Raw genomic sequence first — 26148 nt, forward strand, 5'->3', positions numbered from 1 at the left:
TCACTGCCGGGCGAGACTGCGTGTGTGAAAAGTGCAGCAGTACAGGTGGTTTCCGGTGGAGACAGGGGCGCTCCCCGGGGAGATCTGCCTCGCACCGTTTTGACGGCGCTCGCTCCCGCGTCGTGGGGCACGACCTATGTCGTCACCACCGAACTTCTTCCCCCAGGGCACCCACTGTTCGCCGGACTGCTGCGCGCGTTGCCTGCGGGCTTGATCGCGCTGGCCATCACGCGGACGCTGCCGCGTGGCGCCTGGTGGGGGAAGGCCGCGGTCCTGGGCGTGCTCAACATCGGGCTGCTCTTCCCGCTGCTGTTCCTCGCCGCCGAACGCCTACCCGGCGGCGTGGCCGCGACCTTGGCGGCGGCCCAGCCCCTCGTGGTCGCCGTCTTGGCCGTGGTGGTCCTGCACGAGAGCCCCTCCGCATGGCGCCTTGCCTGGGGCGCGGTAGGCGTCGTCGGGGTCGGCTTGGTGGTGATCGGGCCGAACGCGGTGCTCGACCTCGCCGGAATCGTGGCGGGTCTCGGCGCCGCGGCCTCGATGGCGCTCGGCCTGACGCTCACGAAACGGTGGGGACGGCCCGCCGAGGCCGGGCCCACCGCTTTCGCAGGCTGGCAGCTCACCGCGGGCGGCCTGTTCCTGCTGCCCGTCACATTCCTCGTCGAGGGCGCGCCTCCCGCCATCGACCCGCCCGCTGTCCTCGGCTATCTCTGGCTGGGCCTGGTCGGCGGTCTTCTCGCCTATGTCCTGTGGTTCGGCGGCATCGGTACCTTGCCCGTCACCTCGGTCGCGGTTCTCGTCTTGCTCTCGCCGCTGGTCGCCGCGGTTCTCGGCGCCGTTCTGCTCGGCCAGACCCTCGGCCCGGTGCAAATCGTCGGGTTCGCGCTCGCACTCGCCGCGATCGTCGCGGGGCAGCTTCCCGCTCCGAGCCGCTCGCCCTTTGCCTCGACACCCCCGCTCGAAAGGACACCTCGATGAAGATCGCCGTCGTCGGAGCCACCGGCATGGTCGGCTCACGCGTCGTCACAGAAGCTTCGAGCCGAGGCCATGAGCTCGTCGCCGTATTCCGCAAACTACCGCCGACCACGTTGCCCACCGGGGTGACCGCCGTCGAGGGCAACGCGAACGACCCCGACCGGATGAGCAGACTGTTCGACGGCGCCGACGCGATCGTGGCCGCGACGCGCCCGGCCCTCGGGCAGGAACACACCGTCGCGGCGACCATGACGGCCCTGCTGGACGCGGCCACGATCGCCCGGACGCGCATCCTCGTCGTCGGAGGCGCCGCCCCACTGCGGAACCCGGGACGCCCCGACCGGCTCGTTCTCGACAGCCCGGAGTACGTACCGGAGGCGATCCGTCCCATCGCCGCCGCCAGCCTCGCCCAATGGGAAACCTGCCGAGCGCACTCGGCCGACTGGGTCTATCTCAGCCCACCCGCCGTCCTCGAACCCGGACCACGCACCGGAACCTATCGACGCGGCACCACCACACTCGTCGCCGCCGCCGACGGCACCTCGCGGATCTCCGCCGAAGACCTCGCTGTCGCTGTGCTCGACGAGCTCGAGAATCCGAGCGAGAGCAGGCATTTCACGGTCGGTTATTGAGCGGGCGGCACGCCACTCTGCTCGGGACTACTGCGGGTCATACCGCGATCAGATGGGTTCGCGACCCGGCGACCATGACGACGGAGGGACGACCAGATGAAACGAATCCTCGGTATCGCGGTCGCGCTCGCCTGCCTCGGCGCTACGGCGCTGATACCCGCGGATCGGACGGCGGCGCACAATCCGGTTCTCCCGGCCACGATCGACCTGCCTGCCGGGTTCCAGCCGGAAGGGATCGCGATCGGGTCGCAGCCGGTCGCCTACTTCGGCTCGCGGGCCGACGGCTCCATCTACCGCGCCGACCTGGTGGCCGGGCGAGGCGCCATCCTGAGCCCCGGACCGGGTACGCCGGCGCTCGGGCTCCAGGTCGACCACCGTGATCGGTTGTTCGTCGCGGGCGGCACCGGAGGCGACGCCCGCATCGTGGACACGCGCACGGGCGCGGTGTCGGCGAGCTACCGGCTCGCAACGCCGCCGGACACGTTCGTCAACGACGTGGTGCTCACGCCCGCGGGCGCGTGGTACACCGACTCGCGGACACCCGTGCTGTATCACCTGCCCGTGGGCGACGACGCTGCGCTGCCGCCGCCCACGGCGGTGGTGCGACGTCCGCTGACCGGCGACATCCGATACGAGCCAGGAGCGATCAACGCCAACGGAATCGTGCGCACGCCCGACGGCACCGGATTGATCATCGTGCAGTCGGTGACCGGCCGACTGTTCCGCGTAGACCCGGCGACCGGCACGACACGGCTGATCGATCTCGGCGCCGAGACGCTGCCCAATGGCGACGGGCTGCTCTTGCGCGGCAGCACACTGTTCGTTGTCCAGAACCGGTCCAACGCGATCGCCGTGGTCGCGCTCGACCGCGCGGGCACGACGGGCACGGTCGTGCGACGGGTCACCGACCCGCGCTTCGACGTACCGACCACCGTCGCGGCGTTCGGCGAGCGTCTGTACGTGCCGAACGCCCGCTACACCACGCCGCCGACCCCGGCGACGCCCTACAGTTCGGTCGCGATCGACAGCCCCCACTGAAAGGGCTGCACCGCCTAGCTGCAGGCGGCGAGGACGAGTTCCCGGACCCGGGCCGCGTCGGCCTGGCCGCGGGTGGCCTTCATGACGTCGCCGACGATCTTGCCCGCTGCCTGCACCTTGCCGGAGCGGATCTTGTCGGCGATGTCGGGGTTGGCGGCCAGGGCCTTCTCCACCTCGGACTGCAAGGCGCTGTCGTCGCTGACCATGCCGAGCCCCTTGGCCTCGACGATCTGCGCCGGGTCGCCCTCCCCGGCCAGCACGTGGTCGACGACCTGCTTGGCCACCTTGTTGTTGATCGTCTTCGCGTCGACCAGCTTGATCACCTCGGCGACCTGGGCCGGGGTGATCGGCAGGTCCTCCAGCGCGACCTCGCGCTCCTTGGCCTTCTCGGTGAGGTAGGCGACCCACCAGGAGCGCGCCTCGTTCGCCGGGGCTCCCGCGTCGACGGTGGCGATGATCAGGTCCAGCGCACCCGCGTTCACCAGGTCGCGCATCACCTCGTCGGACAGGCCCCAGTCGGACTGGATGCGCGCGCGGCGCAGCCACGGGTACTCGGGAATGCTCCCGCGCAACTGCTCCACCCACTCCGCGTCGGGCGCGACGGGCTCGAGGTCCGGCTCGGGGAAGTAGCGGTAGTCCTCGGCGGTTTCCTTGCGGCGGCCGGGCGAGGTGGTGCCGTCGGCCTCGTGGAAGTGCCTGGTCTCCTGCACGATCGTGCCGCCGGCTGCCAGCACCGCGGCCTGCCTGCGCATCTCGTAGCGCACCGCGACCTCGACGCTGCGCAGCGAGTTGACGTTCTTGGTCTCCGTGCGGGTGCCGAATTCGGTTGCGCCGACGGGCATCAGCGAGACGTTGGCGTCACAGCGCAGCGACCCCTGCTCCATCTTCACGTCGGAGACGCCGAGGGACTTCAGCAGATCGCGCAGCGCCGTCACGTAGGCCCGCGCCACCTCCGGCGCCCGCTCCCCCGCGCCGGTGATCGGCTTGGTGACGATCTCGATCAGCGGCACGCCCGCGCGGTTGTAGTCCAGCAGGGAGTGGCTCGCGCCGTGGATGCGACCGGTCGCGCCGCCGATGTGCACCGACTTGCCGGTGTCCTCCTCCATGTGCGCGCGCTCGATGTCCACCCGGAAGGTGCTGCCGTCATCGAGCAGCACGTCCAGGTGCCCGTTCGTGGCGATCGGCTCGTCGTACTGGCTGATCTGGTAGTTCTTCGGCTGGTCGGGGTAGAAGTAGTTCTTGCGCGCGAACCGGCCCCACGGGGTGATCGAGCAGTTCAGCGCCAGCCCGATCCGGATCGCGGACTCGACGGCCTTCTGGTTGACCACCGGGAGCGAACCGGGCAGACCGAGGCACACCGGGCACACCTGAGTGTTCGGCTCGGCGCCGAACTCGGTCGGGCAACCGCAGAACATCTTCGTCGCGGTGTTCAGCTCGACGTGGACCTCCATGCCGAGCACCGGCTCGAACCGGGCGATGACATCCGAGTAATCCATCAGGTCGACCGTGGGTGCGCTCATGGCCATCAGTTTAGGTAAGCGCTCCCGCCGCAGCGCAGCGGCTCTCGCGTCGTGGGGCGGCGCGCTACTTCGCCGGGACCCGCTGCCGCAGCCAGCCGGTGACGTAGTCGAGCACCTCGGGAGCGACGGTCGTTTCGATGGTGCTGTACTCGCTGGGGCGGCCGGTGTCGGTGGGCTGCATCAGGTGATTGAGCCCCGGGAAGACGTGGACGGTCGCGTCGGGGTCGGCGGCGAGGTGATCGCGCATCGGCTGCTCGCTCTGCGCCGCGGGCACCTGGAGGTCTTTGCCGCCGAAGAACGCGAGCACGGGCACGCGCACAGCGGCGAGGGCGGGCGCCGGGTCGTAGCCGACCAGAGCGGCCAGATACGGCGTGATCTGCGCGGCCGCCTGCTCGTCCGGCACGCGCTGGTCGGCGGGCAGGGCCTGGTTCTGCCGGACGGCCAGTTGCTTCGCGCCGTCCAGGTCACCCGCTTTCAGCAGGGCGGCCAGTTCGGCGGTGTCGCGCACCCTGGCGTCCACCTGGTCGGGCGGTGTGCCGTTCGCGGCGGCGATCAAGCGGGTCTGTTCGACGAGCACGTCCGAGCCGGGGACGCCCGGTCCGGCCATCAGGACGGCGAACGCGACGCCGCTGTCCGGGCGCGCGGCGACCAGCGGCGCGAGGTAGCCGCCCTCACTGTGCCCGAAGAGCCCGACCCGAGCCGGGTCGATGTCCGGGCGTGCGCGCAGGAAGCGAACACCCGCGGCGGCGTCCTCGGCCAGGTCGGTGTAGTTCGCGTCGTCCAGTTTGCCGCTGGTGCCGCCGACGCCGCGGTCGTCGGCGCGCAGCACGGCGTAGCCCGCGCGAGTGAAGGTGTCGGCCAGCAAGAGGAAGGGCTTGTGGCCCATCAGTTCCTCGTTGCGGTCCTGGGGGCCGCTTCCGGTGATCATGAGGATGGCGGGGAACGGTCCCGGACCCTGCGGCTCGGTCAGTGTGCCCGCGATGGTGATGTCGCCGTTGCGATAGGTGACGTCCTCGGTCTTGTACGGGAACGGCGGCTTCGGCTCCTGCGGGCGGGCGGGCGGCTCGACCTTGCCTCGGCTCAGTGCCAGCCGGAAGCTCTGACCTGCCTGCGTGAAATCGCCGGTGATCCGGTCGGTTCCGGATTCGTACTCGCCGCGGAAGACCGGGTCGCCCGGGATGTCGGGGATCGCGAACGACACGCCGTTGCGGTCGGAGCTGACGTCTTTCAGTTGCGCGCCGGTCACGCCCTGCAGAGGAATGTCGATGGTGGCCGTGCCGTCGCGGAAGCTCACGCCGACTTGCAGCGGCTGACCGGGAACCTCGATGTCGCCGTGCCAATCACCGATGGTGGGCTCGGGTGGATTCGACTCCGAGCACCCGGCCACCAACGCCGCGATCACGAACAGAGCCAACCCGATCAGTCGCCCACTGCGCATGCGACTCACAGTACCGACAGTCCGGCTCGGCTCCGGCTATTCGCCGCGTGCGTACCGCACCGCGGCGGCGATCTCGGCCATGTCGAGCCGCAGATCCGGCGCTTGTTCCTGCACTTCACGGAACTCCAGCAGTGCGTCCTCGACGGTCGTCTGCCGGGCCAGCCGCACCAGTTCGCGACGCGTGTACTCCCCCAGCGGGAGACCGGCGCAGCGAGCACGGCGGCCCAGGACGTCGAGCGCTTCGATCGGCAGATCGTAGATCCGGACGAGAGTCACCGCGTCTTCATCGATCTCCGGCGCGATGTCGCGTCCCTCGGATTCGAGGAATTCGACAACGGTGTCGTCGGCCGTGCGCCGTCGTGCGAGCGCGTCCAGCTCTCGCCCGACGTACTGCGGCAGCGGTAGCCCCGCAGCGCGCGCCCTGCGGCGCAGGACGTCGACGGTGGCGTCGGGCAGATCGTGAACGTTGAGCTCGGCCATATCGGCCAGGGTAGCCGGGCACCGGCACGGACCGGCCGATAACGGTGGCGCTCAGCGACCCCGGCATCGACCGGCTACCCGAAGAACGCCTCCACCTCGCGGTAGCGTTCCGCGGGCACCCGCTTGAGCTGCTTGGTGGCTTCCGACAGGGGCACCAGGTCGATGGAAGTGCCGTGCAGCGCGACCATCTGACCGAACTTCCCCGCGTGCACCGCCTCCGCGGCGTGCAGGCCGAAGCGGGTGGCCAGCACCCGGTCGTAGGGCGTGGGGCTGCCGCCGCGCTGCACGTGACCGAGCACGGTGGTGCGGACCTCCTTGCCGATGCGCCGCTCGATCTCCACCCCGAGCTGCTGGGCGACGCCGGTGAAACGCTCGTGGCCGAACTCGTCGATACCGCCCTCGCGCAAGGTGAATCCGGAGTCCGGCGCCGGGTGCGAGCCCTCGGCGACGACGCAGATGAAGTGCTTGTCGCCGCGCTGGAACCGCCGCTTGATCATGGCGCACACCTCGTCCACCTCGAACGGGACCTCCGGCACCAGGGTCAGGTGCGCGCCGGCCGCCATGCCCGCGCTGATCGCGATCCAGCCCGCGTGCCTGCCCATCACCTCGATGAGCATGACGCGCTGATGCGACTCGGCGGTGGTGTGCAGCCGGTCGATCGCCTCGGTGGCGATGCTCAGCGCGGTGTCGTGGCCGAAAGTGACGTCGGTGCAATCGATGTCGTTGTCGATGGTCTTCGGGACGCCGACCACGGGGACGCCCTCGTCGGACAGCCAGCTCGCGGCGGTGAGCGTGCCCTCGCCGCCGATCGGGATGAGGGCTTCGATGCCGTTGTCGTCCAGGGTCTGCTTGATCCGGCCCAGGCCCGCGCGCAACACGTCGGGGTTGGTGCGGGCGGTGCCGAGGATGGTGCCGCCCTTGGTGAGGATGCGGTCGGTGCGGTCGTCGTTGCTGATCTGGATCTTGCGGTCCTCCAATAGGCCGCGCCATCCGTCCTCGAAGCCGACGATCGCGTCTCCGTAACGGCCGTTCGCGGTGCGAACGACGGCACGGATGACCGCGTTCAGCCCTGGGCAGTCTCCGCCTCCGGTCAGAACTCCGATGCGCATGGCCGCTATCTTGCCCTTCATGTCCGATCCAGGCAGCCCCACCCCCGTGAACGGTGTGTAACGCCACCTGGCCGGACGGGTTCACGCCGCGGTGCAGCGCCCCCCGGACAGTTCGTCGAGATGCCCGGAGACGACCGTGGCGAGCTTGTCCAGGACGTTCATGCCGTCGTTGAACGTTCCCGACTCGGGCTGCACCGCGATCGCGATGGCGATCTGCCCGGAGGGGATGCTGATGATCCCGAACTGCCGCACCAGGTAGGCGCCCGAGGTGTCCGGTCCCCAGCCGCCCTTGAATTCGGCGCCGGTGAACTCGCCGAGACCCCAGCGCTGACTGACGACGACCTGCTCCATCAGCGAGGTCACCCGCTCGGCCTGGGGCAGGCAGGGCAGGCGCGAGGCGAACCGCACCTGGTCGGTCAGCGACCACTCGGCCTGCCCGAAGGCCGAATGCTCGGAACGGGCCCGGGTGGCGGGCACGACGGTCTTGTTGTCGCCGCCTTCGCGCAGCACCGCCTGCACGGCCTGCGCCGCCTCCTGCGCGGTGCCGAGCGATTGCCACAGCACGTCGGCCGCGGCGTTGTCGGACTGCGTGATCGCCGCCGAGGCGGCGTAATTCGAGCCGCCGGGGCTGCGCCGCAGCGCGGCGATGGTCAGCGGGACCTTCATCGTCGACCAGGCCGGACCGCTGGTCCATTCGCCGAAGGTGACCGCCTGCTCTCCGCCGACCGGCATGATGGCCATCCCGAGCTTCCCGCGCACGCCTGCCGCGAGCTCGGCATAGCTCGCGGCGAGGGTGCCCGGCACGATGAGCGACAAGCCCTTCTGGTCGGTACGCGCCGCGGCCTCGGTGATGGTGGGTTCGCTGGATGCCGGATCTTCCCTGCGGTCGGCTCCGCATCCGGCTACCAGAGAGACGACGAGCGCCGCGCACCCGAGAGCGTTTCGAGCTTTGCGGAATCGATCAGTAAGCATTTTCTACACATTCTTTTCGCGAACTCGGCCGGCTTGCGAGATCGGTTCGGCATCCCGGCACCGCACCGGCCCGCCTCGCCGACCGCCCACCGCGACGGCAGGGGCGCGGCCATGGGTCGGCTGACTCTTGTGGCCCCGCCACGTGACGACGGCGTGGTCAACAAGCATGGACACCTCCACCTACCCGCCCGATGTCGCCGAGCGGCCGGGATCGGTACCGGCGACGCTGCTCGCCGCCGACCTCACCCGAGAACTGCTTCTCGTTATCCCGGAGAACGTACTAGATGATTCGATTACGCCCCAGTTCACCGAAATCGCCTGACCGCCACAGCCACTGCCGGACAGATCGCCGCACGCCGGTCATGCTCAATAGCATTGGGGTATTACCGCAGGACTTGTCGGTGCCCAGGCGACGGCCTCTCGGGTCCGACTTCCCGTGAGCACGTTCGGCGGGCTTCACGACGCATGCGCTCCGGCTCGACCGGTGACCATCGCACGACCACCGAGACCGGCCCCTAGAACCGTCCGGGTGAGAAAGACGGGCATTGGACCGGACCACACCCGACGAACCGGCGGTCATCGAGCGCGGGGCGCGGTCGGATCGAGGCCAGCCGAAGGCCGGTCACGCCGGCCGCCAGATCGGGCACCAGTTCGCCGGGACGGCATTGCCTCTTCGGGTTTCCTCTGCGGCGATCCCGCACGGGACCGGTCGAGCCCCGGCACTGCCACCCCCGGAGTTCAGTGCCCCAGACTCGCAACCTCACAGCAACCATCGCCGAGACCCTGACCGAGAACACACTCGCCCGGCGGGATCAGCCTTGAGTTTCTTACCGATCGGTACTTTACCGGTTGCCTCGGGGCCGCGCGCCGTCTAGTTTACTACCAAACGGTACAGAACTAGGAGCTTGCATGACCGGTCGCACCACCGCACCGCTCGGCGTCGGCATCGTCGGCGCGAATCCCACGGGAAGCTGGGCCGCCGCAACCCATCTACCGGCGCTGGCCGAGCTGCCCGAGTTCCGCGTCACGGCGGTGGCGACGACGAAGCGTGCGTCGGCGGACGCCGCGGCCGAAGCCGCCGGCGCCCGGCACGCGTTCACCGACGCGGCGGAACTGGCCGCGCATCCGGAAGTGGATCTGGTTGTGGCGGCGGTCAAGTCACCGGGGCACGCGGCCGTGGTGCGCGCGGCGCTCGACGCCGGGAAGCACGTCGTGTGCGAGTGGCCGATGGGCACGAGCGCGTCCGAGGCCGCCGAGTTGACGGCCGCGGCGGTGGCGGCGGGTGTGGTGCACACCGTGGTGCTGCAGGGCTACCACTCGCCGTCGGTGAACTTCGTCAAGGACCTGCTCGCGGCCGGTCGGATCGGGGCCGTTTCCGCGATCACCCTCGTCGCCGCCGGAGACCCGTTCGGCGGCAGCTCGATTCGGCCCGAACTCGCCTGGAGCACCGATCCAGGCCAGGGCAGCGGCCTGCTGACCATCATGGCCGGCCACGTGCTCGGGGTGCTCGAACACCTGGCCGGTGAACTCACCGAGGTATCCGCCGTCCTCGCCACACTGCACGACGAGCTGACCGTGCTCGGGACCGGCCGCACCGTCCCGAATAGCCAACCCGGGCAACTGGCCTTGGCCGGCCGCCTGACCTGCGGGGCCGTCGTCACGGTGACGGTGCACGGCGGACATGCGGACGCACCGCACGGATTCGCGCTCTACATACGCGGCACGGAAGGAACTCTGACCATCAGTCCAGTCCAGTCCGGGATGTATCTGCACTGGGCCGATTGGCGCATCGAACTACGCGGCAACGATGGAGACGTCAGCGAGATGCAGGTCCCGGACCACTACCACCGACTGCCGTCCACCCTGCCCGCGGGCCCGATCGCCCACGTGGCGGGCGTCTACCGCGAGACCGCTACCGCCATCGCCGAGGGCAGGACCGCTCGCCCCGACTTCACCGTCGGCCTGCGGCAGCGCCGTCTGCTCGACGCCGTCACCGCGGCGGCGGAAACCGGCATGCGCCGCCGGGTCACCGCGCTGTGAATCCTCGCCGTCACGGTCGGACCGCTGACGACAGCCGCCTGACGTTCCGAGCCGCTCCGAGAGAAGGGCTACCGCCAAGACATTGTGTACCGGCGAGTAGCAAACTTCACGACCGGCCGCATCGGCACCCAGTACAGTACTGATAGGTAAGAAACTGGGAGGTGTCCATGCCGGGAGGGCGGCCGCGCGGCTTCGACATCGATAGCGCACTGGATCGAGCGCTGGAGGTGTTCTGGCGCTACGGGTACGAGGGCGCCGCGCTGTCGGATCTCACCGCGGCGATGGGCGTCAACCGTCCCAGCTTGTACGCCGCCTTCGGCAGTAAAGCCGAGCTGTTCGATCGCGCGCTCGAACGCTATGTCGACGGACCCGGACACTACGTCGCCGAAGCCCTCGAACTCCCGACCGCCCGCGCGGTCGCCGCCGCCTTCCTGCGCGGCGCGATCGAGCTGACCACCGGCCACGACAGCCCCGGCTGCCTTTCCGTGCGCAGCGTGCAGGCCTGCGGGCCGGAGGCCGAGCACAGCCGCAAGAGCGCGGTCGCGGTCCGCCTCGCGGGCGAGGCCGCGCTGCGGCGGCGTTTGGAGCGGGCACGCGCCGACGGTGACCTACCGCGGGACAGCAAGCCGGCCGACCTCGCCCGATATCTCCTGACGATCTCCGACGGGATCGCGGTCCAGGCGGCAGCGGGCGCGAAACCGTCCCACTTGCGCCGCACCGTGGATCTCGCACTGCGGTCCTGGCCGCAGCCCTGACGGTAGCCCTGGGCGAGCCTGCGCCCACCGATCGCTGGTTGTTATATTCCACTTGAGCTATATTGCCCATATGGCATCAACGTTCGAGGCGCTGGCGGAGCCTCGCCGCCGGGAGATCCTGGACCTGCTGCGCGAGCGAGAGCGGCTGGTCGGCGACTTGGTCACCGAGCTGCGGTTGGCCCAGCCCACCGTGTCCAAGCACCTGAAGGTCCTGCGGGGGGTGGGTCTGGTCGACGTGCGTCAGGACGCGCAGCGCCGCTGGTACCGGTTGCGGCCGGAACCGCTGGCCGAGATCGAGGCTTGGCTCGCGCCGTACCGGCGGATGTGGGAGACCAGCCTCGACGCCCTGGAGCGCCATCTCGACGCCATGCCCGACGAGAAAGGACAACCATGAGTGATCCCCGTGCTCAGCTGCACACCATCGACGGCGCCCCTACGCTGCGTTTCGAACGCAGGCTGGCGCATCCACCGGAAAAGGTCTGGCGCGCGATCAGCGACCCGAGCGAGATGGCCGCCTGGTTCCCGGCAACGGTCACGACCGCGCTGCGGCCCGGCGCGGCGATGCGCTTCACTTTCGCCGAAGCGCCCGAGACGGTCGACAGCACCTCGCACGGTGAGGTGCTCGAGGTCGATCCACCCAAGGTCTACATGTTCCGATGGAACCAGGACGTGCTGCGATTCGAGCTCGTGGCCGACGGGGACGGGACACTGCTGATCTTCACCCACGTACTCGGCGGCGGCCCGGGCGCACGCCTCGGCGCGGCCAGGTCGGCGGTCGGCTGGGATCGCTGCCTGTCCGCGCTCGCCGCCGCGCTCGGCGGCGCCTCCGGCGAACCGAACGCGACCTGGCTCGCCGACATCGAGAGCTACACAGCGGAATTCGGGCTCGACGTCGGCTATTGCGACGAACTCGCCGACGGCTACGTGCTGCGGTTCGCCCGCGACCTGGTGTGGCAGCCGCTGGAAACGTTGTGGTCGCTGCTCGTCGAGGAGCAGACGCCGTCCGTGGGCGCCGTTGCACCGGCGCGGTCGACGAATCAGCATGTCGAGGCAGGTGAACTCGTCGATGTCGAGCCGCCCCGGTCGATGGAGTACGAGTGGCGGCACGACGGCGCCGTCGCGGGCACGGTGCGCTGGTTCTTCGATGCCGACCCCGACCTCGGCGTGCGGGTCGAACTCACCCAGACCGTGCCGCCGCACCTGGCACGGCTGCGGCCGACCCTGCTGGCCGCCTGGCACGTGCACCTGGAACTCTTCTTCGCCGCCACCCAAGGGGACATCCGCTGCCCATGGCCTGCCGACCGGGTCGCCCTGCTCACCGAGCGGTATGCCGCGGACCTCGGCGACTAGCCGATGCCCGGACACATGCCATCGGCCGGTCGGTGGCGCCCGCGCACGCCATCGACGGAATCCGATGTGCCCGTGCAGCTTCGACGCCATCCAGCGGCCGTTCCCCGATCTGCGGCCGCCCTGGAGGGCACCGGAACCGCTTCGAGTCCGCGCCGGTCGTCAGGGCGCGCGCGATGGCGGATAGCTCCGGATTCGCGGATCGGTCCGCGCAAACGACCCCACGGCCAGGTCCGAACTGCTTACGATCCCGGGACAGTTCACGAAACACGCACCTGACCGGCGTGGAGCCGACCCGCGTGCCCACACGCGTCGACCGCGTCGTCGAAGAGTCCGCTTCCTGGAGTGACGCTTTTTGTCCATGCCACAGTCCCCGCAGAACACCTCGGCGAGCCCGAAAGACTGCCCTGTCCAACACGGTTCGCCCATCGACAACGACGGGCCGCGGGTCGCGCTGTATACGGAGGCTTTCGCCGCCGACCCGCACCGGGCCTACCGCGAGATGCGACGCCGATACGGTTCGCTCGTGCCCATCGAACTGGCGCCGGACGTTCCGGCTACGTTGGTGATCGGCTACTACACGGCACTGCGAATCCTCAACGACCCGGTGCATTTTCCGTCGGACCCACGGATCTGGCAGCAGGAGATTCCCGGTGAGTGCCCGATCCTGCCGATGATGGAGTGGCGACCGAACGCGCTGCGCAGCACCGGATTCGAGCACCAGCGCTACCGGCAGGTGAATGTGGCGAGTATCGGCGCGGTCGACCTGCACGTCTTGCACACGATCACCGAACAGATCGCCGGTCCGTTGATCAACGCCTTCTGCCAGGACGGCGCGGCGGATCTGATCAGCCAGTACGCGTTTCCGCTCACCTTCGCGGTGCTCAACTCCGTGCTCGGCTGCCCGCCGGAGATCGGCCAGCAGGTCGCGGTGGGCATGGCCGCCATCTTCGAGGGCGTCAACGCGGACAAGGGCAACGCGATGCTCGCCGACGCGCTGTTCGACCTGGTGCAGAGGAAGCGCAAGAACCCCGGTGACGACATCACCTCCCGGCTGTTGCGCCACCCGGCGGGCCTGGACGACATGGAGATGATCCACCAGCTGGTCACGCTGTACGGAGCGGGAATCGAGCCGCAGCAGAACCTGATCGCCAATACCCTGCGGTTGATGCTCACCGACCGCCGGTTCGCCAGCGGTGTCTTCGGCGGCAGTCTCTCGACCCGAGACGCCCTCGATGAGGTGCTGTTCACCGACCCGCCAGGGGCGAACTACTGCTTCAGCTACCCGAAGCAGCCGATCCTCATCGACGACGTGTGGCTGCCCGCACACCAGCCGGTCGTGATCAGCATGGCCGCGTGCAACAACGACCCGGCGATCCACACCGGCGAATACACCGACAACCGAGCGCATCTCGCCTGGGGGGCCGGACCGCACGCCTGCCCCGCGCGATCGATGGCCTATCTGATCGCGCAGGACGCCATCGACCAACTACTCGATGCCCTGCCCGAGATACGGCTCGCGGTCGCGGCGGAGGAGCTGAGCTGGCGACCGGGTCCGTTCCACCGCGCCCTCGTGTCGCTGCCGGTCGTCTTCCCCGAATCGCCGCCCATGCCCGCGTTCGGGTAGAGCGAACGAATTTTGTTCGCGCTGATCGTGATCGGTGTCAAGCGCGCCGCGATGGCGGAGAATCCACGCGGCGCAGCCGCGGAGCGCTCATCCGACCGACCACGTCAGGAGCACAGGTGACCACATCCCTTCCGGTGAACCTCAAGCATGCACGCGATATCCATCCCGACATCGACGTGCCGCTGGTTCGAGACGCCATCCATCCGGACCGGGCCCTGTGGTCACCCGCGCAACTACACCGGCTGACCAGCGAGGTGGCCGCGGAATTGGCGACGCCGCTGCTGGACATCGTGCGATTCGACGCCGAACAGCGCTGGTGGACGCGCCTCGCCCTGACCATGGGCGTCGAGCTGTGGCTGTTGTCGTGGGCTCCGGGACAGGGCACCGAACCCCACGACCACGGCGGCGCCTCCGGCGCGTTCACCGTGACCGTCGGCGAACTCGGCGAGGAATCCCTGCACCTCGGCAGCTCCGTCCGGAAGGCGCAGTGGCGGGCCGGTGACACGGTCGCATTCGGCCCCGATCGAGCGCACCGGCTCCGCAACGACAAGCTGTGGCCCGCCGCTTCGGTGCACGCGTACTCACCGCCGCTGCGGCCGGTCCGCGAGTACCGTACGCTGGCGGACTTCGCAGGGACGTCAGCGAGTGGAGTGGGTGAACGATGAGTACCGGCGCCGAGGAAATGATCACGCGAGCCAGAGCACAGCTGGAACGGGTCGCGCCGGAGCAGGCCGCCGAGTTGCAGGCGCAGGGGGCACTGATCGTGGACATCCGGCCGTACGCGAACCGGAGCGAGGAGGGCGAGATCCCCGGCGCCGTGGTGGTCGAACGGATCGTTCTGGAGTGGCGCCTCGATCCGAACGGCGAGCACCGGCTACCGGGCATCACCTCGGACACTCCCGTGGTGATCATGTGCAACGAGGGCTACGCCTCCAGTCTCGCGGCTGCGGACGGGCTCCGTCTCGGGCTGCGTCGGGTGACCGACCTGGTCGGCGGCTTCCGGGCCTGGAAGGCGGCGGGCCTGCCGGTGGTCCCGGGCGGAAGCCCGGCCGTGCCGTAGCGACGCCACAGGACCCGCGACCACCGGACGCGACCCGCCCGCCGCCGGGGCACCGTCAGTAGACGTACACGACGGCGTTCTCACCGCCACTGCACGTGACGACCGTTCCTTCGGCTCGGCAATTCATCGTGTAGGCCCGGCCGGTGACCGGACTGGTCGCGACGACCGTGCGTGGTGCGTCGCGGGCGCTGTTCTGCGACGTGCCGAGTTCGGCGTAGGCCCTGCGTACCTCTTCGGCGAACGCGCAACTGGTCACCGCCGTCCCCGTCGCCGACTGGGTGAACGACCCGGAGGCCGCTCGGCCCGGTCCGCACGGCTTCGCGCCCGCGGGCAGGGAGGCCGGAGTCGGCTCGGCCGAGGTGGACCTCGCAGGGCGCGGCGAGGTACTGCTCGGCGCCTGGGTGCCGGGACGCGCGGTCGGCGCGGACGCCTCGGAGTGCGCGGCGGCCGAGGTCGGCTCGACGTCGCCGGAGCCGAACGACTGCCAGGCGACGGCGCCACCGACGGTCAGCGCGACGATCGCGAAAACGGCCACCATGATGGGCATCGCTATGGACCGGCCCGGACGCGCGGAGTAAGCGGCGTCGTCGTAATCGTCGTAGCCGTAGCCCGGTTCGTCGCGGCCCACCGGGTCGCCGATGTGCGCGGGGTAATCACCTCGCGGCGGATAGATCGCGCCGGCTGCGTGCCCATCCTCGCCCGCCGGAGTCAGGTACTGCGTCGGAGCCGAGTCCGGCGCGGGTAGATAGTCGGACATCCCGTGAGGAGCGGCCGCGCCGGACAGCCGTCCGCGATCGGGATATTGCCCGCCCTCCGGGTAGTTCTCCACTCCTGGATGGCGCGGCGTCTCGGCGAAGGCTCGATCCGGGGCCTCGGAGTACGCCTGCGGCGGCAGTTCGGAATACGCCTGGACGGTGGTCGGTTCCGCGCGGGCCGGTGTGAAGTCGGGTTTCGCGGGTGCCGAGTCGCCCGCGTACGCCTGCGCGGAATCGGCATAGCTCTGCGGATACACCTGCGTCGGCGGGGCCGGATACTCCGGCGCCTGCGGATATCCGGCGGCATCCAAGTACGCCTGGGTCTCCGGATACAGGTGCGCGTCCGGGAACGGCCGCATCGGAGGCAACTCCACCTCGGGCGGGTACGGCGCTCGTGGACCGGGCGGCGGCGCGGGCGCGTCGGCCGAAGGGATCGGCGTGAACTGGGTCTCCGTGGGCCGGACCACCGTCGGCGCGCTCGGGTGGATCACCGCGGGCAGCGACAGCTCGCCCGTCGACTCCGGCGCGACCGCCGCACCGGGACGCTGCGTCCGGTCGGGCGCGCGCACCACGATCGTGGGGCCGCTGGCGGGCGCCGCGGCGAGCGCGGCGCGAGCGGCCCTGGCCAGCGCGGTCGCGGTCGGGAAGCGATCGGCCGGATCCTTGGCCATGCCGCGACGGACCACCTCGTCCAGCCCGGCGGGTATGCCGCTTGCTTGCGTGCTCGGGCGCGGCGGCGGGTCGGACAGATGCGACTTGATCAGCACGTTCATGCTGGCCGACGGGAACGGTGTTGCGCCGGTGAGGCATTCGTGCAGCACACAGGCCAGCGAGTAGACGTCGGCGCGGCCGGTCACCGGCCCGACGTCGAAGCGTTCCGGGGCCATGTAGATGTAGGAGCCGACGGCCATGCCGACCAGGGTCACCGCGCTGTCGCCCTCGGTGTGCGCGATCCCGAAATCGGCGAGATACGCGAAATCCGCCTCCGTGACCAGGATGTTCGCCGGTTTCACGTCGCGGTGCACCAGGTGGCTCGCATGCGCGGCGTCCAAGGCCGAGGCGATCTGCTCGATGATGCCGACCGCGCGAGCCGGACTCAACGGCCCCTGGCCGCGCAGTAGCGTGCGCAGGTCGACGCCACGCACCAGCCGCATGTCGATGAACAGCACACCGTCGATCACGCCCCAGTCGTGGATCGGGATGACGTGCGGTTCGGCCAGCCGGGCGGCGGCCTGCGACTCGCGACGGAAACGCACCTGGTACGTCGGGTCTTTGGCGAGTTCTTCCGACAGCAGCTTGACCGCGACCTCACGGTTCTTGACCGTGTCGTATGCCTCGTATACCTCCCCCATTCCCCCTTTGCCCAGCAACGACCGCAGTTCGTACGGCCCGAACCGTGTTCCGGTTCTCGGCCCAGGTTCCTGCACCCGTCCTCCTCCGCATCCCGGGCAGCGATCGCACACCGAGATCACGCGGTGCGCATGTGCCCGTCAAAGAGAGGATTCTCCGGGTGTCACCACCCCGTGGTCAAACGCGAACACGATCGCCGCGGCCCGATCCCGCAGCTCGAGCTTCCCGAATATATGTCCCACATGGCTTTTCACGGTCACCTCCGAGATGCCGAGCTCGCGAGCTATTTCCGCGTTCACCCGGCCGCGTCCGATCAGTTCGAGCACCTCGTACTCCCGCGCGGTCAGTTCGGACAGGCGGGCATCGGTGGCGGTGCGTACCGGACGCACCGTGCGATAGGCCGACAGCACGCGACCGGTCACCGAGGGATCCAGCCAGGCCCCGCCGCCCGCGACCATTCGCACCGCGCGGATGAGATCCTCCGCGGGCGAGTCCTTGAGGATGAATCCGGCGGCCCCCGCGCGCAGCGCCCCGGACAGCAGCTGGTCGTCGTCGAAAGTGGTGAGCACGAGCACCAGCGGGGCGCCCTCGCGCGCCCGCAGCATCCTGGTCGCGTCGATGCCGCCGACCCGTTTCATCCGCAGATCCATCAGCACCACGTCGGGGCGCAGCTCCGCGACGGCCGCGGGCACTTCGTCGCCGTCCGCGCACTCGCCGACCACGAATCCGTCGCGCCTGCGCAGGATGCGCCGCAGACCGCCGCGCACGAGTTCCTGGTCGTCCACCACCAGCACGGTCACCGCGTCTTCGCCGCTCGCGGGGGAGGTCACGCTCACGATCGCGCCTCGCTCACGATCGCCACTGTCCTGCGCGACGGCGCACCGTGCCCTCGGTCCATTCGCCACTCACTCACAACACCACCCCGTCGGGCACTCGGCTCCCTCGTCCGCAACGGCGCGCCGTGCCGTCGGTCCACTCGCTGAGGCTCGCTCACGTACCCTCCCGTCCGGTCGTCGCGGCGCCGGGCGGCACCGCGCACGAGAATCCGCCGCGGCCGGGCGCGAGCGGGATACCGGCGCGCACCGACCAGCCGCGGTCGGACGGGCCCGCGGTCATCCGGCCGCCGAGCAGTTCGGCGCGCTGACGCATGCCGGACAGCCCCATGCCCGCGCCGCGCTGTGCGGGCAACCCGGCGGGCACGGTGTTGTCCACCGTCAGTGTCACCAACGTCGCGTCCACCGCGAGCCGGACTCGTGCGGACGCACCGTGCGCGTGCTTGACGACGTTGGCCAGCGACTCCTGACCGATCCGGTACAGCGCGAGCCCCACCGCGGGTGAGACCGCGCCGAGATCGCCGTCGCGGTCGTAGCGCACGTCCAGACCCGCCCGCACGAAATCGCCGATCAGGTCCTCGATGTCCTCCACGCCCGGCTCCGGGACCTGTTTCCAGGGCCGCGCGTCGAGCAGGCCGACCGTGCGGCGGATGTCGGCCATCGCCTGCCTGCCGAGCCGCTCGGCATCGGTCAGCGCCTCCACGGCTTCGTCCACGTCGCGGTCGGTCTGCAGCGCGTGCCTGGCGGCGGTGAGATGCAGCAGCGTGACGCTGAGCGAGTGCGCGATCACGTCGTGCACTTCGCGGGCGATCCGGTGGCGCTCCTCGTCGGCGGCCTGGGCCGCGCGGATGTCCTGGTAGCCACGTTCCTGGTACAGGAAGCGGCGCTGATATTGCAGCATCAGCCCGGCCATCCAGCCGAACGCGATGCCGACCAGGTAGGTGGGCAGCCCCTCCGGCACATGCCCGATCGCGTCGAAGGCGACCAGCTGCAGCATCATCGCGACGGTGACCGGCATGCTCACCCGTTTCGGCGCGATCGCCGCGATCTCACCGGCGGCGGCCACCAGGACGAACGGCGCGAAGTCGGCCGGGACCGGTTGGGCGAGGAACAGCGCCTCGGCCGCCATGGCGAGCACGCCGAGCAGCAGCGGGCGCGGCAGCACGCCGAGCAACGCGTGCAGCGGACCGAAGGCACAGGTCAGCAGCACCGCGATGATCGGGAGCAGGGTCGGGAAGTAGTTGTGCCGCTGCACCGCCGCCGCGACCGCCACGGCGAGGACCGCGACATCGACGCTGACGATGATCGACGGCGGGTAGTCGTAGGGCAACTCCTCGACGCTGCGCCGGAACGCCGCGACCGGATCGCGGGCGAACTCGGCGCACCGCTGCCGGACGCGCTGCATCGAAGCCCGTACGCGGCCGGCGCGAAGCGTACCGGGCGGTACTTCGGATACGCCGGTCGAACCCATTCTGTAAGGCTAGCCGCCGCGTCCGGGCCGGTACATCGTCCCGCGAGCGGGCCGCTGCTCCTACCGTGGGCGGAGACGCATTCGGGTCCCTGGCACGACGACAACAACGCGGTCGCGTCCGTAGCGTTGGCGATAGTTCACAGAGGAAGGCGATGGCCATGTCCTGGACGGATCAGCACGCTCGAACCGACATCGTGCACACCGTGCTCACCCGCGCGGCGCTCGACCCGGCCGATCCCGACCTGTTCGAGGGAATCCCCGACCTGGATCGGCTGTTCGGCGGCGCGGACGGGCTATTGCTCACGCTGCGCTACCGGTGGAATCTCCATTTCGCCGCGAAACTCGACCAGGGGCTGACGACGATGGAGGCCTATCTCGAGCTGGCGGCCGAGCAGCCGGTGCTGCGCGCGGTGCTCGACGCACAGTATCGTCGCCGCAAACTCGCGTCGGAGGCGATGGCGCGGTAACGCGCGGCGAGGAACGAAGAACTTTGAGCGACCGTACGGAGCGGGGGACGACAATGCCGGAACCGGCAATGCTGGAACTATCGGGCGTGACGAAGGAGTACCGGGTGGGCGGCCAGGCCGTCCGCGCGCTCGACGACGTCGGATTACGTATCGAGACGGGCGAATTCACCTCCATCATCGGGCCCTCCGGCTCCGGCAAGAGCACGCTGCTGCACCTGCTCGGCGCCCTGGACAGTCCCGACGCGGGCTCGATCCGGTTTCGCGGCGAGGAGATCGGCGCGCTGGACGAGGAACAGCAGTCGGCATTCCGGCGTCACCAGGTCGGTTTCGTGTTCCAGTTCTTCAACCTGCTGCCCACGCTCTCGGCATGGGAGAACGTGGCGATCCCGAAACTGCTGGACGGCACGGGTTTGCGCAAGGCCAAGCCGCGCGCCCTGGAACTGCTCGATCGGGTCGGGCTCGCCGAGCGGGCCGAACACCGCCCCGCCGAACTGTCCGGCGGGCAGATGCAGCGGGTGGCGGTGGCGCGGGCGCTGATCATGGCCCCTCCCCTGATCCTGGCCGACGAGCCCACCGGAAACCTCGACTCCAAGACCGGCGCCGCCATCCTCGAACTGCTCGGGGAGATCGCCGGTTCCGGTAGTTCGGTGGTGATGGTGACCCACGATATGGGCGCGGTCACCTACTGCGACCGGGTGATCACCCTGCGCGACGGCCGGATCGGGTCCAACGACAAGGTCGAGCGGACGGTCAACGCATGAGCGGTCAGGCCCGGAGGGGGCAGCGCAGCGTGACCGTGGAGCGCACCGCATGATCGGCGCCGCGTGGGATCGCCTGCGGTTGTTCAACATCGGCGAGCTGCTCGCCCATCGCGGACGCACCCTGATGTCACTGGTCGTGATGGGCGTCTCGGCGTCGCTGCTGGTCGCGGTGCTGAGCATCTCCGGCTCGGTCACCGGCTCGGTGGACAAGCTGACCCGCGGCCTCGGCGGCAAGGCGCAGCTGGAGGTCAGCGGGATCACCGACGCGGGCTTCGACCAGCAACTGCTGCGCCAGATAGCCGCCACGCCCGGTGTCGCGGTGGCGGCGCCGATGCTGCGGGTGCAGGTCGGCACCGGCGCCGATCGCGCGCTGCTGATCGGCGCCGACTCGAACATCGGCGCGCTGGGCAGCGAATTGACCGCGCCGATGAGCGCTTTCACGGGAAAGCTGCTCTCGGTGCCCAACGGGGTATTGGTGGGCACGGGACTCGGCCGCGCCGAGGGTGAGCAATTCACGCTGGGCGGCACGACCGTCACCGTCGCAGGCGTCCTCGACGAGGAGACTTCCCGGAAACTGAACGACGGTCACCTCATCGCCGCCCCGCTCGGGCTCGCGCAGAAAATCACCGATCGGGCGGGCCGGCTGGATTCCGTGCAGATCATTCCCGCCGAGGGCGCCGACCTCGCGCAGGTGCGCACGGCGCTCACCGCCGCGGTGGAGGGCCGCGCGGTGGTGGCCGAGCCGAGCTTGCGCACCGCCCAGGCGGGCGGCGCGGTGCAGATCGTCCGTTACTCCACCACCATGGCGTCGGCCGCCGCGCTGATCGTCTCGGCGTTCCTCATCTACAACGCGATGAGCATGGCGATCGCCCAGCGCAGGCCCATGCTCTCGCTGTTGCGCGCGATCGGCGGCAAACGCGGTCCGATGGTGCGGGACCTGCTGGCCGAGGCCGCGCTGCTCGGCGTGCTCGGCGGCGCGGTCGGCGCGGCGCTGGGGGTGTTCATGGGCAGTGTCGCGATCGGCACGCTGCCCACCGCCATCGTGCAGTCGGTGGAGGCGCGCACCGAGTATTCGGTGCCCTGGTACGCGATTCCGTTCGCGGTCGTGGCGTGCGTGTTCACCAGCGTGCTCGCGGCGTCCCTCGCCGCGCGTCAGGTGTATCGGGTCCGGCCGATCGAGGCGCTGGCTCCGGTCGGGGCCGGACGCGCCGATACGGCGAGCCCGCTGTTGCGCTGGCTGGCCGTGGTGGTCGGCGGCGGGCTGGCCGGGGCCGCGGTGCTGATCGCGGGCAGCGATCTCGGCCGCTACTCGCTGACCGCGATCTCGATGTCGTTCATCGCCGCGATTCTGCTCTGCTTCGCCGCCACCGGTCCCATCGTGCGGGCCGCAGCGGGGATCGCGCGCTGGTTCCGCGCTCCCGGCGCATTGGGCGCGACCACACTGGAGCGCTCGCCGCGGCGCGTGTGGGCGACGGCCATGACGGTGATGATCGGCGTCGGCGCCACCGTCGGCATGAGTGGCGCCTCGAGCAACATGATCGATTCGGCCACGGTCACTTTCACGGATCTGGCCCGCAACGACGTCTACGTCAGCCCGGCCTCGATGGCCCAGTTCCCGACCGGGCCGCTGCTGCCCGAGGATCTGGCGGGTCAGCTCGCGGCGGTGCCCGGCGTCGCGCATGTCAGCCCGGCGCAGATGGCCTTCGCCACGCTGGGCAGCAGTCGCGTGATGCTGCAAGGGTTTCCGCCCGATGCCCGCGAAACCCGCATGCGAATGCTCACCGACGACGCGGTCGCCCGGCTGTCGGCCGGGGAGGGTGTGGCGATCTCCCGGGACGTGGCGCGCTCACTCGGGGTCGGCGCCGGTGCGGAACTGACCCTGCCGACGCCGACGGGACCGCGCACCGTGCGGGTGTTGCAGGTGATCCCGTACTTCTCCGCCATCGCGGGCGTGGTGATGATGGACCTGGACCTGATGCGCACCTGGTACCAGCGGCCAGGGGAGACGGTCATCGCCGTCGACTTCGAGCCGGGCGCCGATCACACGGCGGTGCTCGCGGCGATCCGGCAGGTGGTGCCGCCGCAGCTGCACGTGGACACCGGCGCGGGCACGGTGGTGGCCGCGTCGTCGAGCATTCGGCAGGGCATGGCGATGAGCAATGCCATTCTGTGGATCGTGGTGCTGGTCGCCACGGTCGCGTTGCTCAACACGCTGATGCTCTCGGTGCTGGAGCGCCGCAGGGAGCTCGGTGTGTTGCGCGCCATGGGCACCGGGCGCCGGTTCCTGACGCGGTCGGTGCTGGCCGAGGCCGCGGGAATCGGAATCGTCGGCGCGGTGCTCGGTTTGGCGCTCGGCGCTTCGGTGCAGTATCTGGCCACGGTCGCGATCGGGAACGCGTTGACCATCGACGTGGCCTACCGGCCGAGCCCGATGCTGCTGGTCTACGGCTTGATCGCGCTGGCGCTGGCGCTGCTCGGGTCGATTCCGCCCGCGTTGCGAGCGGCGCGGCTGCCCATCGTAGAGGCGCTCGCGGTCGACTGAGCCGACGCGGTCACAGCGGCAGGTCGGCGAACCACGTCTTGAACTTCGGCGTGGTGATGCCGAATCCGGAGCTCGGGTTGCTGTCGGTGAGGGTGACCGTGGCGAACAGCAGGTAGCTCGACCGGGCCGGGTCGTCGGCGAAGTCCACGACGAGGTAGCCGTCCGGCGACCCGCCGGTGGCCTCCTGCCACCGGTAGGTCGAATACGACTCGCCGCTGTTGCGTTCGGTCGCCGCCGTATTCGACGGCAGGTCCTGCACCGCCGCTCGAGCGTCCTGGGGTGACTTGAAGCCGATGAGGACGTAGTCGGGCTCGGCGATCGGCGTGCCCCAGCAGTTCCAGGCCGTCGCCCAGTTCGGGAAGTCGGGTACGCTATTGGCGCTGGACACCTTGCCGCCCGGCTTGGCCGTGCTCAGGAAGCAGGTCTTGCCGCGATATCCCGGGCCCGAGCCGATCCCGTACTTCGTGTCGACGCCTTGGGGCAGCAGCTTCGGGAACGCTTCGGCGAGCTTGTCCGCGTCGGACGGCCCCGCGGGCGTTTTGGTGCCGAGATCCAGCGGCGCCGCGGAATCCGAGAATCCGACCTTCGCGACGACGACGCCGATCCCGACCAGCAGCGCCACGACCACCAGGCTGATCGTCACGATGAGGCCGGTATTCGAGCGGCCTTGTGCCGGGTAGCCCGGCGGCTGGTGGGCGGGGTAGCCGATCGGCGGCGGGGTGGGCGCGGAATACGACGGCGCCGCGGGATAACTCGGCTGCGCGGCGGCCGCGGCATAGGCGGCATAGTTATCGGACGCCGGGAAGTGCTGTCCACCGGTCGGATTCGGGTTGTACTGCGGTGGGGCGGTGTAAGCAGGGGCGGACGCCGCGGGGACGTAGGTCGGCGGACCGGCCTCCGGCAGGGGGTGGGACGGTTGCGCGATGACGGTGGGCGCCGGCTGCGGCTGGTACTGCGCGGCCAGCACGGTCGGGGCGGGTTCGGTGAGCCCGCGCCGTGCCGCCGCGGCGAATTCGGCGCAGGACACGAAGCGGTCGTCGGGTCGCTTCGCCATGGCTTTGGCGAGCACCGCGTCGAGCGCGGGCGACAGACCGGCGCGCCGGGCCGCGACCGAAGGCGGCGGCAACTGGAGATGCCCGCGGATGATGTCGGCCGGTGCGGGTGCGTCGAAGGGGGCGACTCCGGTCAGCAACCAGTACAGCGCACAAGCCAGCGAGTACTGATCGGAGCGGTGGTCCAGGTGCGCACCCGTCATCTGCTCGGGCGAGGCGTAGGCGAGCGTCGCGGTGAACATGCCGGTCTGGGTCAGGTGCGTGGAATCCTCACGCAGCCGGGCGATGCCGAAATCGGTGAGGAAGACCCGCTCGCCGTGGCCGCCCGCCGCGCGGGCCAGCATGATGTTCGCCGGCTTGACGTCCCGGTGCAGCACACCCATGCCGTGCGCGTAATCCAGTGCGGACGCGACGCCCTCGATGATCTGCACGGCCCGCTCCGGCGGCAGGCTCTGCGGGTTCACCGTCGCCGCGTCGACGCCGTCGACGTACTGCATGGAGATCCACAGCTGGTCGTCCTCCGTGCCACGGTCGTACACCGCGACGATGTTCGGATGGTCCAGCTGCGCCGCGAGGTCCGCCTCGCGCTCGAACCTGGCCCGCACCTCCACGTCGGTGAACAGCTCCCGGTTCAGCAGTTTGAGCGCGGTCTGCCGGGGCAGTCTGGGGTGACGGGCGAGGTACACCGATCCCATGCCGCCCTGGCCGAGCAGCTTCTCTATGGTGAACCCGGCGAACACCGCACCGCTGTTGAGCAACACGCCCCCTTCAGGTGACCCGGACAGGCGCGTCCGGGCGCTTTCGTACCGATCCTGGAGCCTACCGGGTGGCGCCGTGGCCACCAGGTTTCGAATTCTCCGGGAAGATCGGCAAAACTATGGTCGAGACATCGTGCCGTCGACACCATCGCGTGCCGCGGCGATGTCTCTCGTCCGGTCACCGACCGGACGGGCCCGATGAGCTATTTTGCACCGCCGAACAACAGCGTGGACACGCCACTGGTGGTGGGGAGGATTCGGTGGTGAGGTCGACGGGATCCGCTTCGACAGGCCGCTCGGCGCTGCGCGCCGCGGCGATGGTGGTGCTGCTCACGCTGACCTCGTGCGCCTTGTTCCCCGGCGACCGGCCCGTCACCGACGCCCCCGCCGTGGTCGTCGACACCGCGGGAGCCTGGCGGCCGAACCTCGCGGTGTCCGTGCCCGACTCGCTGGCCGCCGACTTCACCCAGTTGCAGCCGCAGCTGGCCGGGCAGGTCGGCATGGCGATCATGCCCGTCGGTGGCGGCCGGATGACCGTCTTCGGCGACTGGGTCAGCGGCATCGCGTGGTCGACCATCAAGGTGCCGCTCGCGATCGCGGCGCTGCGGCACGACCCCCAGGAAGGAATCCTGCACGAGGTGGAGGCCGCCATCACCTGGTCGGACAACGGCGCCGCCGAGACGCTGTGGCAGTCGCTGGGCGACGGGCTGGAAGCGGCCAAGGCGGTCCAGGACGTGATCGACGAAGCGGGCGACGCCACGACCGGTGTGGCGGGCCCGCGCACCACGCTGGACTACACCTCCTTCGGCGGCACCGAATGGACGCTGGCCAATCAGGCCCGCTTCGCCTCCCGCCTGCCATGCCTGCCCGAGTCGTTCCAGGTCACCGAGCTGATGACGGAGATAACGCCCGAGCAGGCATGGGGTCTGGGCGTGCTGGAGGGCACGGCCTTCAAGGGCGGCTGGGGGCCCGACGACGAGACCGGCGTCTACACCGTCCGCCAATTCGGCCTGGTGCCGGTCCGGTCCGGCATGATCGCCGTGGCGCTCGCGGCCCAGGCCGATTCCGGAAGCTTCGAGGACTCCACCACCATCCTGAGCCGGATGGCGCGGATGCTCGGCCGCCATCTCGACGAGCTGCGCGGCGGGTCCTGCGCACCGCTGTGAAAC

Annotated in this window: 24 protein-coding genes; 15 read left to right on the plus strand and 9 right to left on the minus strand. The window is 70.0% G+C overall.

Annotated elements, in window-relative coordinates; all coding sequences use genetic code 11:
- Positions 1-24: 24 nt before the first annotated feature.
- From IU450_RS09745 to IU450_RS09755, 3 genes are all read left to right on the plus strand, one after another.
- Complete coding sequence (locus tag IU450_RS09745) at positions 25-975, plus strand: EamA family transporter (protein WP_195149374.1); 951 nt, start codon at positions 25-27, stop codon at positions 973-975.
- Positions 972-1604 carry an NAD(P)-dependent oxidoreductase gene (locus IU450_RS09750; RefSeq protein WP_195149375.1) on the plus strand — a complete coding sequence of 211 codons (633 nt, stop codon included), beginning with the start codon at positions 972-974 and terminating at the stop codon, positions 1602-1604. The genes IU450_RS09745 and IU450_RS09750 overlap by 4 nt, the downstream gene beginning before the upstream one ends.
- Positions 1605-1700: 96 nt before the next feature.
- Positions 1701-2642 (plus strand): SMP-30/gluconolactonase/LRE family protein, encoded by a 942-nt coding sequence (locus IU450_RS09755; RefSeq protein ID WP_195149376.1) that lies wholly within the window; start codon positions 1701-1703, stop codon positions 2640-2642.
- Between the two features lie 14 nt (positions 2643-2656).
- On the opposite strand, the gene gatB is transcribed toward IU450_RS09755, so the two are convergent.
- The 5 genes from gatB to IU450_RS09780 form a co-directional block, all read right to left on the minus strand.
- Positions 2657-4162, minus strand: coding sequence for an Asp-tRNA(Asn)/Glu-tRNA(Gln) amidotransferase subunit GatB (gene gatB / locus IU450_RS09760; protein WP_195149377.1), 1506 nt, complete (start codon positions 4160-4162; stop codon positions 2657-2659).
- Positions 4163-4226: 64 nt separating this feature from the next.
- Positions 4227-5600 carry an alpha/beta hydrolase family protein gene (locus IU450_RS09765; protein ID WP_195149378.1) on the minus strand — a complete coding sequence of 458 codons (1374 nt, stop codon included), beginning with the start codon at positions 5598-5600 and terminating at the stop codon, positions 4227-4229.
- 36 nt (positions 5601-5636) lie between these two features.
- Complete coding sequence (locus tag IU450_RS09770; RefSeq protein ID WP_195149379.1) at positions 5637-6080, minus strand: hypothetical protein; 444 nt, start codon at positions 6078-6080, stop codon at positions 5637-5639.
- A gap of 74 nt (positions 6081-6154) precedes the next feature.
- Positions 6155-7189 (minus strand): ATP-dependent 6-phosphofructokinase, encoded by a 1035-nt coding sequence (locus IU450_RS09775; protein ID WP_195149380.1) that lies wholly within the window; start codon positions 7187-7189, stop codon positions 6155-6157.
- An 81-nt stretch (positions 7190-7270) separates the two neighbouring features.
- Complete coding sequence (locus IU450_RS09780; protein WP_195149381.1) at positions 7271-8161, minus strand: serine hydrolase; 891 nt, start codon at positions 8159-8161, stop codon at positions 7271-7273.
- A gap of 166 nt (positions 8162-8327) precedes the next feature.
- Here IU450_RS09780 and IU450_RS09785 point away from each other — a divergent pair, with 166 nt between their 5' ends.
- The 8 genes from IU450_RS09785 (at position 8328) to IU450_RS09820 (ending at position 14990) form a co-directional block, all read left to right on the plus strand.
- The gene (locus tag IU450_RS09785) at positions 8328-8483 is read left to right on the plus strand and encodes a hypothetical protein (protein WP_195149382.1); all 156 of its coding nucleotides are present in this window, start codon (positions 8328-8330) and stop codon (positions 8481-8483) included.
- A gap of 587 nt (positions 8484-9070) precedes the next feature.
- Positions 9071-10201, plus strand: a complete 1131-nt coding sequence (locus IU450_RS09790) for a Gfo/Idh/MocA family protein (protein WP_195149383.1) — start codon at positions 9071-9073, stop codon at positions 10199-10201.
- Positions 10202-10368: 167 nt separating this feature from the next.
- Positions 10369-10956: a TetR/AcrR family transcriptional regulator gene (locus IU450_RS09795; protein WP_195149625.1), complete on the plus strand. Its 588-nt coding sequence runs from the start codon at positions 10369-10371 to the stop codon at positions 10954-10956.
- Positions 10957-11026: 70 nt separating this feature from the next.
- Positions 11027-11350 (plus strand): ArsR/SmtB family transcription factor, encoded by a 324-nt coding sequence (locus IU450_RS09800; RefSeq protein ID WP_195149384.1) that lies wholly within the window; start codon positions 11027-11029, stop codon positions 11348-11350.
- The gene (locus tag IU450_RS09805; protein ID WP_195149385.1) at positions 11347-12306 is read left to right on the plus strand and encodes an SRPBCC family protein; all 960 of its coding nucleotides are present in this window, start codon (positions 11347-11349) and stop codon (positions 12304-12306) included. The genes IU450_RS09800 and IU450_RS09805 overlap by 4 nt, the downstream gene beginning before the upstream one ends.
- Positions 12307-12664: 358 nt before the next feature.
- A complete protein-coding gene (locus tag IU450_RS09810) occupies positions 12665-13930 on the plus strand; it encodes a cytochrome P450 (RefSeq protein ID WP_195149386.1) in 1266 nt (421 codons plus the stop codon).
- A 116-nt stretch (positions 13931-14046) separates the two neighbouring features.
- The gene (locus IU450_RS39575; protein ID WP_195149387.1) at positions 14047-14595 is read left to right on the plus strand and encodes a cysteine dioxygenase; all 549 of its coding nucleotides are present in this window, start codon (positions 14047-14049) and stop codon (positions 14593-14595) included.
- Entirely contained in the window at positions 14592-14990 is a 399-nt protein-coding gene (locus tag IU450_RS09820; RefSeq protein WP_195149388.1) for a rhodanese-like domain-containing protein, read from the plus strand. The genes IU450_RS39575 and IU450_RS09820 overlap by 4 nt, the downstream gene beginning before the upstream one ends.
- Before the next feature lie 55 nt (positions 14991-15045).
- On the opposite strand, the gene IU450_RS41290 is transcribed toward IU450_RS09820, so the two are convergent.
- The 3 genes from IU450_RS41290 to IU450_RS09835 all read right to left on the minus strand — a co-directional run bounded on the left by IU450_RS41290 (position 15046) and on the right by IU450_RS09835 (position 19399).
- Positions 15046-17172 carry a serine/threonine-protein kinase gene (locus tag IU450_RS41290; RefSeq protein WP_195149389.1) on the minus strand — a complete coding sequence of 709 codons (2127 nt, stop codon included), beginning with the start codon at positions 17170-17172 and terminating at the stop codon, positions 15046-15048.
- A gap of 63 nt (positions 17173-17235) precedes the next feature.
- Positions 17236-17889 carry a response regulator gene (locus IU450_RS09830; protein ID WP_195149626.1) on the minus strand — a complete coding sequence of 218 codons (654 nt, stop codon included), beginning with the start codon at positions 17887-17889 and terminating at the stop codon, positions 17236-17238.
- 196 nt (positions 17890-18085) lie between these two features.
- Positions 18086-19399, minus strand: a complete 1314-nt coding sequence (locus IU450_RS09835) for a sensor histidine kinase (RefSeq protein WP_228834202.1) — start codon at positions 19397-19399, stop codon at positions 18086-18088.
- 158 nt (positions 19400-19557) lie between these two features.
- Between IU450_RS09835 and IU450_RS09840 the strand changes: the two genes are divergently transcribed.
- The 3 genes from IU450_RS09840 to IU450_RS09850 are packed head-to-tail and all read left to right on the plus strand — an operon-like array spanning position 19558 to position 23169.
- The gene (locus tag IU450_RS09840; RefSeq protein WP_181718770.1) at positions 19558-19866 is read left to right on the plus strand and encodes a hypothetical protein; all 309 of its coding nucleotides are present in this window, start codon (positions 19558-19560) and stop codon (positions 19864-19866) included.
- 53 nt (positions 19867-19919) lie between these two features.
- Positions 19920-20627, plus strand: coding sequence for an ABC transporter ATP-binding protein (locus IU450_RS09845; RefSeq protein ID WP_195149390.1), 708 nt, complete (start codon positions 19920-19922; stop codon positions 20625-20627).
- Between the two features lie 49 nt (positions 20628-20676).
- A complete protein-coding gene (locus tag IU450_RS09850; RefSeq protein WP_195149391.1) occupies positions 20677-23169 on the plus strand; it encodes an FtsX-like permease family protein in 2493 nt (830 codons plus the stop codon).
- Between the two features lie 10 nt (positions 23170-23179).
- Here the strand turns inward: IU450_RS09850 and IU450_RS09855 are convergent, their stop codons facing one another.
- Positions 23180-24982, minus strand: a complete 1803-nt coding sequence (locus IU450_RS09855; protein WP_324197605.1) for a protein kinase domain-containing protein — start codon at positions 24980-24982, stop codon at positions 23180-23182.
- A 260-nt stretch (positions 24983-25242) separates the two neighbouring features.
- Between IU450_RS09855 and IU450_RS09860 the strand changes: the two genes are divergently transcribed.
- Positions 25243-26145 carry a hypothetical protein gene (locus IU450_RS09860; RefSeq protein WP_324197606.1) on the plus strand — a complete coding sequence of 301 codons (903 nt, stop codon included), beginning with the start codon at positions 25243-25245 and terminating at the stop codon, positions 26143-26145.
- The last annotated feature ends 3 nt before the right edge of the window (positions 26146-26148 follow it).

The sequence above is a fragment of the Nocardia abscessus genome (assembly GCF_015477775.1).
In the GTDB taxonomy this organism is placed as follows: domain Bacteria; phylum Actinomycetota; class Actinomycetes; order Mycobacteriales; family Mycobacteriaceae; genus Nocardia; species Nocardia abscessus_A.